The following is a 12,502-nucleotide window of genomic DNA, read 5'->3' on the forward strand; positions in this document are numbered from 1 at the left end:
GGACGGGACGGCCGTCAGAACAGCAGCACGTGACCGAACACCAAGTAGAGACCGGCGAGAATCGTCTGGAAGGATAGCGAACCGATCGCCGAGAGGACGACGAACTTCCTGTGGTCCATCTCCGAGAGCCCGGCGGGAATCGTCAACAGCCCGCGGATCATCAGCATCGAGTTGCTCACCGGAACGGCGATGGGCCCCCAGCGATCGAACCACCGGTCGAGCGTGTCGAGGCGGGACTCGGAGACGCGGAACCAGCGCTTTTCGAGCAGGTACTCGCGGCCGCCCCGGCGGAGCAGGCGAAAGAGCAGGTACTGGCCGATCGTCGTCCCGATGACGGCGATGATGACGACGAGGACGACGGTGCTGGGCGAAGCGCCCATCACCAGCAGCGCGCCCGGCACGACGAGTTCGCTCGGCATGAACCGCAACATCATCGCGCCTTCGAGGATACAGATGCCAAAGAGCACGAGCAGGCCGAGCTCGGAGCTGAGCCACGTCTCGACCCACTCTGGCAGATACTCGGCCTGTAGCAGCATTCTTCCGTCGCTTGACCGGTGGCGAAGTTAAGGGTTGCTTGTCAGGATTCGGAACAGCCGACGACAGCGCGGGGGCGGCCGATGCCGCTTACTCCATGTAGCCCAGATCGCGCAGGCGCTCGCGCATCTCCTCGTCGGCGTCGTCGAGCGCGTCCGCGCTGCCGGTCTCGACGCCGTCGGCGTCGGTCCACGCGCCGCCGACCCCCTCCTCAAACTGGGCCAGCGCGCGCTCGGTCGCAGCGGCGGCCTCGTCGTCGGCGGGATCGACCGGAGACAGCTCGTTCGGATCGTCGTCAAGGCGATAGGCTTCGTCGTCGATCCGGTCGGCGCGGACGTACTTGGCGTCGAGACGCCGAGCGGCGCGAAGCCGCGAGTACGCGCGGTGGTCGTCGGGGAGTTCGATCCCCGCCTCGGACGCTTTCTCTTCGAGGTGGTGGAGCTCGATCACCGGCTGGGAGTACTCGACGAAGCCGTAGTCGGCGTCGCCGTCCTGTGCGGTGACGGCCCGCTGTCCCGGGTCGGGGTCGTCGGCCTCGGCGAACTCCCGGTAGCTCGCCGAGAGCAACGATCGGGTCCGATCCCGCGAAACGGCGTCGAACTCGTACCCGCCGGCGTCGGCCGGGTCGAGGCCGACGGCGTCGAGCACTGTGTGATACAGGTCGACGAGTTCGACCTGCTCGCCGCGGCGGTCGGCGTCCAGTTCGGGATGTTTGACCATCAGCGGAACGTTGATCAGCTCGTCGTACAGCGCGAACTCGTGGCCGTAGAGGTCGTGCTCGCCGAGGTTCTCGCCGTGGTCGGCACAGACGACGACCGTCGTGTCCTCCCAGCGGCCCGTCTCGCGGAGCCAGTCGAACAGGCGCCCGAGTTCGGCGTCGATGTGGGCGATCTCGGCGTCGTACAGGCCTCGGATATCCTCCCACTCCTCGTCGTTGATCTCGCGGGCGCCGGAGTTGAACTCCTTGGAGTTCTGGCAGACCTCCGAGGAGTCGACGCCCGGCGCGAACTGCTCGCGGTACTCGTCGGGCGGGTGATACGGCAGGTGGGCGTCCATCAGGTTGATGAAACCGAACCAGCCGGGATCCTCGTCGCTCTGTTCGATGAAGGACTTTGTCTGATCGATCACGGCCGGCGTCTTCGAGGCGGCGTCGTCGTCGCCCGCCAACTTCGCGTGGGCCTTCGCCCCGAGGTGGACGATCCGATTGGCCAGATCGCGCAGGCGCTCGTTGTCGTTGATCGTCTGCCAGAGGTTTGCAAGAGTTCCCGAGAGGAAGTTCCCGGGCATGATCTCGAAGGAGGTGTCGTGGTGCTCGAAGCCCCGGGTGAGCTTGGTGTAGGGCGTGATCCATGCGTTCGAAGAGTAACACGCCGTGTCGTAGCCCCCCGCCGACAGCACCGACGCCAGCGTCGCCACGTCGTCGAGGTAGGGACTTTCCTGGTCGGCGCCGTGCTGGCTCGGATACAGACCGGTGAACATCGACGCGTGGACGGGCAAGGTCCACGGCGCCGGCGCCACCGCGTCGTCGAAGACGGTCGCCTCCTCGGCGAATTCGCCGAGATTCGGCGTCGTCTGCCTGTCGTAGCCGTACGGCGTCAGATGGTCCTTTCGGACCGTGTCGAGCACGACGAAGAGAACGTTAGACGGACTCGAACTACTCATTACCGGGCGTTCCGCGCAATCACGGATAAAACGCTCGAAACGGACGTTTGATTCGCGGCCGCACAACGGTTAACAACGGAAACATTTTGAAGGGGCGCATCCACCGTGAATGTGAATGGACGGGCGCAACTGGAGGATGCTCGCAGCGGGCGTGGTGGGCGCCCTCGTCATCTTCGCCGTGCTGTTCTATCTCGTCGGCGGGCAACGAATTATCGAGGAGCTGACTCATGCGACGCCCTCGCTGGTCGGGGCGACAGTCGGGCTCGGGCTCCTCTGGCTGGTCGCTTGGAGTCTGATGCTTCGGACGATTCTCGGGACGCTCGACGTTCCCGTCGCCGTTGTGCGCTCGTTTGCGATCTACGCCGCTGCGGTGTTTGCCAACAACGTCACGCCGTTCGGACAGGCGGGCGGCGAGCCGGTCGCTGCCCTGCTGATATCGCGGTCGTCAGACGCCCGCTACGAGACCGGTTTGGTCGGTATCGCCAGCCTCGACGTTCTCAACGTCGTGTCTTCGCTTTCGCTGATCGGCCTCGGCGTCAGCTACTACGCTGTCAACTTCACGTTGGGCGAGCGTCTCGAAACCGCCGTCATCACTGTCGGCGTGCTCGCCACCGCCATTATCGTGGCGTTCACGTTCGTCTGGCACCACCGCGACCAGTTCGTCGAGTACGTCGCGGGCGGCCTCGCCCGCGTGCTCGGTCGCATCCCGCTCGACCGGTTCGACGACACCGACGAGGACAGCCTCGTCGAACGGATGCAGCGCTTTTTCGGACACGTCGAGCGCGTGGCCGTCAGCCGCCGCCGACTGGCGATCACGATCGGGCTCTCGACGGTCGGCTGGCTGTTCCAAGGCGCCGCGCTGATGGCTGCGTTCGCGGCGGTCGGCTACTCGGTGCCGTTCTACGTCGTGCTGTTCGTGATTCCGCTGGGCAACATGGCGGGCGCGGCGCCACTGCCCGGCGGGCTGGCCGCTATCGAAGCGACGTTCGTCGCGCTACTGGTTCCGACGACGGGACTGCCGGGCTCTGCGGTGGCCGCCGCTGTGCTGATCTACCGATCGGTGATCTACTGGATGCCGATACTGATCGGCGGCGGCTCGATGACGGCCTTCGGCGTCCGGTCGTTCGCGTGACCACCGAAGCCAACCGAACGCCTTTTTGCGCTGATCGCGTCAGTTCAACACCATGGCGACGAAAGCTCGCTCTCCGAGGACAGTCCGTCAGCAGCGCCGCCGAACCGCGGACCGGTGTTGCTGTCGGGGCGGCGGGGTGCGAGTGACGCCTGCAGGACGACGGGGAACGCACGGAGACCGCGTACTGGGCGCGCCGGGCGCCGACGGACGAGCCACCCATGCTTGATCGGGTTCGAGAGGATGTCCGGACGGCCTTGGAGAACGACCCCGCGGCGAGAAGCCGACGCGAGGTCCTCACCAGCTATCCGGGACTGCACGCGGTGTGGCTCCACAGGGTTGCCCACGCCCTGTGGAACCGTGGCCTGACGTGGCCAGCGCGCCTTCTCTCACATCTCTCGCGCTTTCTCACCGGCGTCGAGATCCATCCCGCCGCGACGATCGGCCGGCGGTGCTTCATCGACCACGGCGCCGGCGTCGTGATCGGCGAGACTGCCGAGGTCGGCGACGACGTGCACATGCACCACGGCTGCACGCTCGGGGGCAACTCGCCCAGACCCGAGAAGCGCCACCCCACGCTCGAGGACGGCGTCACGCTCGGCGCCGACGCGACGCTCGTCGGCGACATCACAATCGGCGAGGGCGCGACCGTCGGCGCCGGCGCGGTCGTCGTCGACGACGTTCCCCCGGAGACGACGGTGATGGGCGTCCCGGCCGAACCAGTCGAGACGGGGGCGGCGACCGCCGACTCCATCGCGGACGCCGACTCGGACGCCGAGGCCGACCCCCCAGATGACGCTGACCGATCGGCCGACATCGAACAGCCGGACGACGCCGAACCGGAGGCAGCTCGCGCCGCGACGGCGGCGTGTGGCGACGCCGGCCGAGGCGGCACCGTCGCGCTCCTCGAGGAACGCGACGCCGAGGAGCCCGATCCCGACGAACTGCTGGATGCGATCGACGCGGCGCTGGCCGACGCCGAAGCCCGCCAGCGCGAACTCCGCGAGTTGCGCGAGGACGTAGAACGGCTGACCGATCGGTAGTGAGCTGTTACTCGGCTGCTCGCCGGAAGCCGGTCTCCGGCTACTCGTCGAGCAGGTGCCGCGCGATCACCGTTTTTTGAATCTCGCTGGTGCCCTCGTAGATCGTCGTTACCTTGGCGTCCCGGTAGAGCCGTTCGACCTCGAACTCGGTGACGTAGCCGTAGCCGCCGTGGACCTGCACCGCCTCTGAGGTGACGTCGACAGCCGTCTCGCTGGCGGCGTACTTGGCCATGCTAGCGAGCATCACGGGATCGTACAGCGACGCCTCGCGTCCGCGCTCGTGGGCGGCCGCGGCGTCGTAGGTGAGCGCTCGGGCGGCCTGAATCTGCGTGGCCATCTCGGCGAGTTTGTGGCGGATCGACTGGATCTCGGCGATCGGCTGGTCGAACTGCTCGCGCTCGGTGGCGTACTCGCGGGCCCGGTCGAAGGCGTCCTGCGCGAGTCCGACCGACTGAGCGGCGATGCCGATGCGGCCTTCGGTGAGGATCGACAGGGCGGCGCGAAGCCCGGCACCGACTTCGGTCAGCCTGTTTTCGGCGGGTATCTCGACCCCGTCGAAGCGCAGTGCGGCGGTGTCGCTCGCGCGCAGGCCCATCTTGTCTTCGGTCTTCTCGACGACCAGTCCGTCGGCGTCGGCCGGGACGACGAACTGCGTGATCGAGTTCGGGTCGGCTCGGTCGGTCTTGGCGAACACGACGACGACGCCGGCCCGCGCGCCGTTGGTGATCCACTGCTTGCGCCCGTCGAGGACGTACGACTCGACCGCGCCGTCGTCACCTTCGACGGGACGGGCTTCGGTGGACATTTCGGCGGGATTCGAACCGGCGTCGGGCTCCGAGAGCGCGAACGCGCCGACCGGACGCCCTTCTGCCATCTCGGGAAGCCAGCGCTCTTTCTGATCAGCGTCGCCGAACGTGGCGATACAGGCCGTCGCCAGACAGTGGACCGACAGCGCCGTCGCCACGGCGAGCGAGCCGTAGGCCACCTGTTCGTTGACGACGGCGTAGGTCGTCTGGTCGGCACCGTAGCCGCCGTATTCCGTCGGCGTCGTCAGCCCCGTGAGGTCCAGATCGGCCAGTCTATCCCAGATATCCTCGGGGAACTCGCCGGTCTCGTCGGCCTCGGCCGCGATCGGCTGGATCTCCTCGACGGCAAACTCCCGGACGACATCCCGGACCGCTCGCTGCTCTCCGGTGAGGGTCATACCCTGACTTCAGATTCCGAATGGAAAAAGATGATCTTCTCGCAGACGGGCCACTCACGCCTCACGAAGGTAGGCAACCACGTCGCCCGGATCGGCGTCGAGGCCGCCGCCCTGTGCGAGGTCGGCGTCGCCACCCCCACCCCCGCCGAACGCGTCGGTCACGTCCTCGATCTCCGCCGCGGCGTCGACGGCGTCGCCTGCCGCGACGACGACGACGAACGGCGGGCGCTCGGCGCCGACCAGCGCGACGGCGTCCGCTGGGCTTGCTTCCGGGTCGTCACTCTGCACTCGCTCCCGAAGGGCGTCAGCGGCGTCGTTGGGGCCGACACCCTCAATCGTGCCGACGCGCCAGACGGCATCGTCACGCTCGGCGTCAGGAAGGGCCGCGATCCGGGCGTCGACCAGAGACTCCCGGAGATCGGCGGCCTTGTCGGCGAGATCGTCGCGCTCCTCGCGGAGTCGGTCGAGCGCTTCGGGGACCGTCTCGACGTCTACGTCGAGGCGCCGCGCGGCGGCCGTCGCCGCGACCGTCTCGTCTCGGCGGCGCCCGATGCCGGCCGGCCCGACGGCGAACTCCACGCGTGTTCGGCCCGCGCCGGGGTTCGACCGATCGACCAATGTCACGGGCCCGATCTCGCGGGTGTTCCGGACGTGGGTGCCGCCGCAGGCTGCAACGTCCCAGTCCTCGATCGTGACGAGTCGGACGGCGTCGGCATCCCCGCCCGCGATTCCCTCCTCGGTCGCAGCGTTGTACGCCACGTCGTCCCGCTCGAACGCCTCGTCCGCTGGTGTCGTCTCCCACGCGACCTCGCGAGCGTCCCAGACGACCCGGTTGACCGCGCGTTCGAGGTCGGCGAGCGTCTCGTCGTCGATTTCGGCGTCGGTCAGGAAGTCGATGCGGACCGTCTCGTCGCCGCCGAGTTCGCCCTCGGGCGCGCCGATGTCGAATCCGGCGTAGTCCACCTCGTCGAACAGCCGGCGCGCCGCGCCGTACAGCGCGTGACTGGCGGTGTGAGCGCGCATGCAGTACATCCGGCGCTCCCAGTCGATCGTACACAGCACGGACTGGCCGGGGCGGACGGCGTCCGGTTCGGCGAGTTCGTGGACGACGGCTCCGTCGTCCAGTCGGACGTGCTCGACTCCGTGCGTGCCGATCCGTCCGGTATCTGCCGGTTGGCCGCCGCTCTCGGCGTAGAAATACGTCGTCTCGAGGTACACGTCACAGCCGTCGACGGCACGCACCGACGTGGAGAACTGGGTCGTGTACGGTTCGGCCGCCGCGCGTTGTCCGCTCATCACTCGCAGGTCACGAGGCGCCTACAAAAGTTATCGGGCCGCCGGCCGGCGTCACTCGGCCAGTTCGACGCCGAGTCGCTCTTCGAGGGCCGCGATCATCGACCCGGAGACGCCGGCCTGATTGGCACGGCCCTGCTCGATCGCCAGCAGGTCAGACTCGGGGAGCTCCAACTCCTCGGCGAGTTCCTCGCGCTGGAGGCCGGCGTCCTGCCGGGCGGACTCGGCGACCGAGCCGTAGTCGGTCACGAGATACGGCAGGGGGTCGTCGTCGTAGTGGGTGCCCTCTTCCTCCCAGCGGGAGGTGTCGCCGTCCCACATCGACGTTTCGGAGTTGGCCGCTTCGACCGGGTTGCGGTCGGTACCGGAGTCGCCGCCGGACTGGTCCGTTTTCTTCTGATCCTTGTGCGCGTTGTCGTCGTGAGGGGCACAGTCGGGACAGACGTCCAGCTCGGCGCCGGCGACGTTTGCCGGTCGCAGCGACGCGCTGGTCGCCCCGCAGAGCTCGCAGGCGTCGGCGTCGCCCGACCCCGACGAACTGCCCGTCGAATACTTGGCCATGGGTCCGTGTAGGGAAGACTCTCATTTCAATTGCGCGGTGCCGGGTCATCGGCACACGACGCGGTGGCGACTCGGTGAGGCGCCGACGAGACAGCAGACTCGGCGAGAATCAGACGGGGTCGAGCAGGTCCTCGGGCGCGTCGCCGAGCGCGCCGAGCGCGTCGGCCTCGATGTGGTGGAGATCGCCGGGGATCACGAGCAGGTGCAGCGGGTCGCCGAAGCTCCGCTCGGCGAGGGCGTCGATCCGATCGGCGGCGACGAGCGGGTCGGGACTGCCGGCGCGGGCCACGACGACGCCAAGCTCCTCGCCGAATTCCTCGGCGAACTGCTCGGCGGCGATGTCAGCGGTCATGTACTCCTCGCGCTCGGCCTTGATGTCGAGGTAGACCAGCGTGTGAAGCCCCCGCTCGCGGTTCGCGCTGATCGTCTCGACGACGCTGTCGGGGACGCCCTCGGCGCCGTGGGCGTACTCGAACGGCAGGGTCGTCGCCTTGCCGAATCGGTAGTTCTGCAGCCCGGTCAGGCCGCTGGCGGCCGATTGGGCTGTGACGCCGTGGACGACCTGCGTGTCGATGCCGCGCTCGTGCGCGCGAAGCCGGAGGTCAACGTGGGTCGTCGAGACCATCGTGTCGCCGGCGGTCAGAAAGACGGCGTCACCCTCCGCGGCGGCGTCGAGGATCGGGTCCGGATCCTGTTCGACGCCCGCCCGATCGCGGACTTCGATCTCGATGTCGTGGTGCGATTCGAGCTCCTCGACGGTCGCGCCGACGAGCTTGCTGGTGTAGAACTCGGCGAACGCGCGATCGGCGTCCCGCAGGGCGTCTCTGCCCTCGACCGTGATCGAGCGCTCGTCGTAGAGTCCGAGCCCGACGAAAGTGAGCATGCTCCCACTGGGTGCGTGCGAGTGAAAAGTCGTGCGAGTCGCGCCGGTCACTCCGTGGCCACGTCGTCGGGGCCGCCGGCCTGCTGAACCCAGACCGTCTTCCGGTTGACGAACTCCCGGATGCCCATGTGGCTCAGCTCCCGGCCGTAGCCCGAGTCCTTGATGCCGCCGAAGGGCAGGCGGGGATCGGACTTGACGAGTTCGTTGACGAACGTCGCCCCGGCGTCGATCCGGCGCGCGAGGCGCTCGCCGCGCTCTAGGTCTTCAGTCCAGATCGACGCACCCAGTCCGAGATGCGTGTCGTTGGCCAATTCGACCGCCGCCTCGGCGTCCTCGACGCGGAACAGCGCCGCCGCGGGGCCGAACACCTCCTCGGTCGCCATCGGCGCGTCGCGGGGCACGTCGGTGACGACCGTCGGCGGGTAGAAGGCGCCCTCGCGGTCCAGCGGTTCGCCGCCACACCGGATCGTCGCGCCGGCGTCGGCGGTGGCCGTGACCTGCTCGTGGAGGTCTTCCATGAGATCCTGTCGGGCCTGCGGGCCGACATCCGTCTCCTCTTCCATCGGATCGCCGACCGTGAGCGCCTGCATCTGCTCGACGAAGCGCTCCTCGAACTCGTCGTACACGTCGTCGTGGACGACGAATCGCTTCGCGGCGATGCAGGACTGGCCGGAGTTGAGCGTCCGCGCCTGCACGCCAGTCTCGATGGCGGCGTCGAGGTCGGCGTCGTCGAGCACGACGAAGGGATCGCTCCCGCCGAGTTCGAGGACGTGTTTTTTGAGATTTCGGCCGGCACTCGCAGCAACGGCTCGGCCGGCGCCTTCGCTCCCGGTGAGCGTGACGGCCCGGATCCGGTCGTCGGCAATCACGCCGTCGACCCGGTCGGAGCCGATCAGTAGCGTCGAGAGCGCGCCCTCGGGCGCGCCCGCCTCGGCGAAGATGTCCTCGATGGCCAGCGCGCAGCCGGGGACGTTCGAGGCGTGCTTGAGCACGCTCGTGTTGCCCGCCGCCAGCGCGGGGGCGACGAAGCGAAACACCTGCCAGAACGGGAAGTTCCACGGCATGATCGACAGCACCGGCCCGAGGGGTTCGTAGGAGACGAACGTCTTCGATTCGGGCTCGCTGCCGATCACCTCGTCCTGGAGGTGCTCGTCGGCGCGCTCGGCGTAGTAGTCACAGACCCACGCGCACTTTTCGACCTCCGCGCGGGCTTCGGTGATCGGTTTTCCCATCTCCGAAGTCATCAACTCGGCGTACTCGTCGGCGCCGTCGCGCAGCACGTCGGCGGCGTCGCTCAGGAGCTCTTGGCGCTGTTCGATGCTGGTGTCGGCCCACGACGACGCCGTCTCGGCCGCGGCGTCGAGCCGCTGCTCGACATCGTCCTCGTCGTGTGTCTCGTACTCGTCGATCACCTCGCCGGTGGCAGGGTTGGTGCTTTCCATATGGCGTTCCTCCTGTAGTGTTACGCCAGAGAGGACAAACATCTGGGGGGTGACCGACGCGCCAGAGAAGCAGACGGCTCTGCGAAGGGCGGTGGATTTTTCGAGGTATGGGAAAAACGTGCGCCGCACAGATGTCCGCCGAGAAAGTCTGTCCGGACTGCGAGGAGCCGCTGGTGGAAATGGAGTTGCAAGGAACGAGCGCGATGGGTTCGCTCACGATCGTCGCAGAGGCGACAGACGACGGGTTTCTGAGCGGCATCCGGGCCGACGAGATTCTCACTCCGGTTCCGTACGTCTGCCCCGAGTGCCGACGAACCCTCGTGTACGCGGAGGAGTAAGCGGCGATTCGAGGTGATCTGAGAGCGCCGTATCGCTTCTCAGACGCCGTCGCCGCGGTCTGACATCACCGACTCGCCGGGCCGCGTCATGGCGCCGACGCCGAGCTTGGTGCCGGCGTTGAGGCTCGTGTTGATGCCGGTCTTGACGCCGTCGGCCAGCACCGTCCCGAGCTTCCGGCGGCCGGTGTCGACCTGCTCGCCCTTGACGGCCATCCGGACGGACTGGTCGTCGTGGCGGAGGTTCGCCACCTTGGTACCGGCACCGAGGTTGGCGTCGGCGCCGATGATCGAGTCGCCGACGTACGACAGGTGGCCGGCGCTGGCGCCGGAGAGCAGGATCGAGTTTTTCACCTCGACCCCGTTGCCGACGCGGGCGTCGGGACCGATCACGGTCGCGCCCCGGACGTAGGCGTTGGGGCCGACATCGGCGCCCGATTGGACGAGAACGGGGCCTTCGACGTACGCGCCCGACCGGACGCGGGCGCCCTCCTCGACGACCACGTCGCCTTTCAGCGTTGCGCCGTCTTCGATCTCACCGTCGAGTCGGCGCGAGCAGTTGGCCAGCAGATGCTCGTTGGCGTCGAGCACTTCCCACGGCCGGCCCACGTCGAGCCACTCGCCCTCGTGCTCTGCGGCGACGACGCGGTCGCCGTCCTCGATCAGCATCTCGATCGAGTCGGTGATCTCGTACTCGCCGCGTTCGCTCCTGCCTGTGCGATCGATGTACTCGAAGATGGCCGGATCGAAGGCATACAGGCCGAGATTCGCCAGATTCGACGGCGGGTCGTCGGGCTTCTCGGCGATGCCGACGACGCGCTCGCCGTCGCGCTCGACGACGCCGTAGGATCGGGGGTCCTCGACGCGCATCGTCGCCATCGCGGTGCCGTCGGCGGCCGCGAGCTTGGCGACCAGTCCGTCGTCGATGACGACATCGCCGTTGAGCGCGAGAAAGCGCTCGTCGACGTACTCGTCGGCCCGGCCGATGGCGTGGGCCGTCCCGCGCTGTTCTTCTTGGTCGACGTACGTGATCGGCTTGCCTCTGTGAGAGTCGCCGAGGTGGTCGCTGATCGCGTCGGCGCGATAGCCCACGACGAGCACGTAGCCGTCGACGTACTCGGCGGCGGCGTCGAGGACGTGCTCGACCAGCGGCTTTCCGGCGACAGGAACCATCGGCTTGGGTCGCGTCGCCGTCAGCGGGCGCATGCGCGTCCCCTCGCCGGCCGCGAGGACGACCGCTTTCACGACGCTGACACCTCCGACAGCTCCGTGCCGCGACGCTCCGATCGCCGCCGACCCGGCTTCGTTCCCGTTGCACTGCGGACGGTCAGTAGCGTTGTCACAGGCCCCACTTCGAGAGCCGGGTTGAATACCTTGGCGTGTAACAGGTCACTTCCGTCGGTGGTAGGGAACCAATAACGCTTTTGCACCCGTGGCGTCCAATCCGGGTACGATGGCCGAGACGGACGTCTGCGTCGTGATCCCGACGCTGGACGAAGCCGCGACGATTGGCGACGTGATCGAGGAGTTCCACGAGCGGGGATACGAGAACGTCCTCGTGGTCGACGGCGGGTCCAGCGACGGCACCCGCGAGATCGCCGAGGACAGCGGCGCGCGGGTGTTCGTCCAGTCCGGTTCGGGAAAAGGGCAGGCGGTGCGCGAGGCGCTGACTCGGATCGACGCCGAGTACGTGCTGATGCTCGACGGCGACGGCACCTATCGGCCCGGCGACGCCGAGGCCCTGCTCGAACCGCTCTGGGAGGGCCGCGCCGAGCACGTGATCGGCGACCGCTTCGCCGAGATGCATCCCGACGCGATGTCGCGGCTCAACCGGTTCGGAAACGGGATCATCAACCGCGCGTTCGGCGTCGTCCACCACCGCGATCTGGGCGACATCCTCAGCGGGTATCGGGCGTTCACGCTGTCCTCGACCGAACATCTCGATCTGACCGCCGACGGGTTCGGTATCGAGACCGAGTTCTCCGTCGAGTGCGTCCGTCACGGGATCGACACGGAAGTCGTCCCGATCCACTACGACCCCCGGCCGGACGGCTCGGAGACGAACCTCCACCCGATCCGGGACGGCGCGACGATCATGCTGACGCTGTACCGGTTGGCGAAGATGAACAACCCGCTATTTTACTACGGCAGCATCGGCGTCGCCGCGATCCTGACCGGGATGCTGGTTGCGGTGTGGGTCGCCTATCGGTGGTTCGTCGTCGGCATCAGCCACGAGGTCATGGCGATGCTGTCGGGCTTTGGCGTGTTGCTCGGCGTGCAACTGCTCATGTTCGGCGTCCTCTCGGATATGATCGTCACGCTCCACCGCGAGCAGCGCCAGCGCCTCGAACGGACCACGAACGGGCGCGACGAGGACTGATAGGCCGCACGACCGCAGCGGGAGGATGGCGCGGCG

11 protein-coding genes and 1 pseudogene are annotated in these 12,502 nt (G+C 67.8%); 4 read left to right on the forward strand and 8 right to left on the reverse strand.

Annotation, left to right across the window (positions count from 1 at the left end):
• Positions 1–14 precede the first annotated feature (14 nt).
• Together CRO01_RS04625 and CRO01_RS04630 are read right to left on the reverse strand one after the other, a co-directional pair.
• The gene (locus CRO01_RS04625; protein ID WP_097007918.1) at positions 15–536 is read right to left on the reverse strand and encodes a DedA family protein; all 522 of its coding nucleotides are present in this window, start codon (positions 534–536) and stop codon (positions 15–17) included.
• Positions 537–624: 88 nt separating this feature from the next.
• Positions 625–2,196, reverse strand: coding sequence for a sulfatase (locus tag CRO01_RS04630; protein WP_097007919.1), 1,572 nt, complete (start codon positions 2,194–2,196; stop codon positions 625–627).
• Positions 2,197–2,311: 115 nt separating this feature from the next.
• Here CRO01_RS04630 and CRO01_RS04635 point away from each other — a divergent pair, with 115 nt between their 5' ends.
• Together CRO01_RS04635 and cysE are read left to right on the forward strand one after the other, a co-directional pair.
• Entirely contained in the window at positions 2,312–3,328 is a 1,017-nt protein-coding gene (locus CRO01_RS04635; RefSeq protein WP_097007920.1) for a lysylphosphatidylglycerol synthase transmembrane domain-containing protein, read from the forward strand.
• A gap of 218 nt (positions 3,329–3,546) precedes the next feature.
• Positions 3,547–4,065 (forward strand): annotated as a pseudogene (gene cysE, locus CRO01_RS16905) (serine O-acetyltransferase); the annotation flags it as partial.
• 343 nt (positions 4,066–4,408) lie between these two features.
• Here the strand turns inward: cysE and CRO01_RS04645 are convergent.
• The 5 genes from CRO01_RS04645 to CRO01_RS04665 all read right to left on the reverse strand — a co-directional run bounded on the left by CRO01_RS04645 (position 4,409) and on the right by CRO01_RS04665 (position 9,751).
• The gene (locus CRO01_RS04645) at positions 4,409–5,572 is read right to left on the reverse strand and encodes an acyl-CoA dehydrogenase family protein (protein WP_097007922.1); all 1,164 of its coding nucleotides are present in this window, start codon (positions 5,570–5,572) and stop codon (positions 4,409–4,411) included.
• A 54-nt stretch (positions 5,573–5,626) separates the two neighbouring features.
• Entirely contained in the window at positions 5,627–6,868 is a 1,242-nt protein-coding gene (locus tag CRO01_RS04650) for an alanyl-tRNA editing protein (protein ID WP_097007923.1), read from the reverse strand.
• 51 nt (positions 6,869–6,919) lie between these two features.
• Positions 6,920–7,426 carry a helix-turn-helix domain-containing protein gene (locus CRO01_RS04655; protein WP_097007924.1) on the reverse strand — a complete coding sequence of 169 codons (507 nt, stop codon included), beginning with the start codon at positions 7,424–7,426 and terminating at the stop codon, positions 6,920–6,922.
• A gap of 109 nt (positions 7,427–7,535) precedes the next feature.
• Complete coding sequence (gene dph5 / locus CRO01_RS04660; protein ID WP_097007925.1) at positions 7,536–8,309, reverse strand: diphthine synthase; 774 nt, start codon at positions 8,307–8,309, stop codon at positions 7,536–7,538.
• Positions 8,310–8,356: 47 nt separating this feature from the next.
• Complete coding sequence (locus CRO01_RS04665) at positions 8,357–9,751, reverse strand: NAD-dependent succinate-semialdehyde dehydrogenase (protein ID WP_097007926.1); 1,395 nt, start codon at positions 9,749–9,751, stop codon at positions 8,357–8,359.
• A 107-nt stretch (positions 9,752–9,858) separates the two neighbouring features.
• Between CRO01_RS04665 and CRO01_RS04670 the strand changes: the two genes are divergently transcribed.
• A complete protein-coding gene (locus CRO01_RS04670) occupies positions 9,859–10,089 on the forward strand; it encodes a hypothetical protein (RefSeq protein WP_218839123.1) in 231 nt (76 codons plus the stop codon).
• Positions 10,090–10,128: 39 nt separating this feature from the next.
• Here CRO01_RS04670 and glmU read toward each other — a convergent pair whose 3' ends face one another.
• On the reverse strand, positions 10,129–11,331 hold the full coding sequence (gene glmU, locus CRO01_RS04675) for a bifunctional sugar-1-phosphate nucleotidylyltransferase/acetyltransferase (protein WP_097007928.1): 1,203 nt from the start codon (positions 11,329–11,331) through the stop codon (positions 10,129–10,131).
• A gap of 208 nt (positions 11,332–11,539) precedes the next feature.
• Here glmU and aglJ point away from each other — a divergent pair, with 208 nt between their 5' ends.
• Positions 11,540–12,466 (forward strand): S-layer glycoprotein N-glycosyltransferase AglJ, encoded by a 927-nt coding sequence (aglJ, locus tag CRO01_RS04680; RefSeq protein ID WP_097007929.1) that lies wholly within the window; start codon positions 11,540–11,542, stop codon positions 12,464–12,466.
• The last annotated feature ends 36 nt before the right edge of the window (positions 12,467–12,502 follow it).

The organism is Natronoarchaeum philippinense (assembly GCF_900215575.1).
Lineage (GTDB): Archaea > Halobacteriota > Halobacteria > Halobacteriales > Natronoarchaeaceae > Natronoarchaeum > Natronoarchaeum philippinense.

Coding starts and splice junctions, on each gene's coding strand:
- CRO01_RS04625 (WP_097007918.1), bottom strand. CDS start 536: ATGCTGCTACAGGCCGAGTATCTGCCAGAGTGGGTCGAGACGTGGCTC.
- CRO01_RS04630 (WP_097007919.1), bottom strand. CDS start 2,196: ATGAGTAGTTCGAGTCCGTCTAACGTTCTCTTCGTCGTGCTCGACACG.
- CRO01_RS04635 (WP_097007920.1), top strand. CDS start 2,312: ATGGACGGGCGCAACTGGAGGATGCTCGCAGCGGGCGTGGTGGGCGCC.
- CRO01_RS04645 (WP_097007922.1), bottom strand. CDS start 5,572: ATGACCCTCACCGGAGAGCAGCGAGCGGTCCGGGATGTCGTCCGGGAG.
- CRO01_RS04650 (WP_097007923.1), bottom strand. CDS start 6,868: ATGAGCGGACAACGCGCGGCGGCCGAACCGTACACGACCCAGTTCTCC.
- CRO01_RS04655 (WP_097007924.1), bottom strand. CDS start 7,426: ATGGCCAAGTATTCGACGGGCAGTTCGTCGGGGTCGGGCGACGCCGAC.
- dph5 (WP_097007925.1), bottom strand. CDS start 8,309: ATGCTCACTTTCGTCGGGCTCGGACTCTACGACGAGCGCTCGATCACG.
- CRO01_RS04665 (WP_097007926.1), bottom strand. CDS start 9,751: ATGGAAAGCACCAACCCTGCCACCGGCGAGGTGATCGACGAGTACGAG.
- CRO01_RS04670 (WP_218839123.1), top strand. CDS start 9,859: ATGGGAAAAACGTGCGCCGCACAGATGTCCGCCGAGAAAGTCTGTCCG.
- aglJ (WP_097007929.1), top strand. CDS start 11,540: ATGGCCGAGACGGACGTCTGCGTCGTGATCCCGACGCTGGACGAAGCC.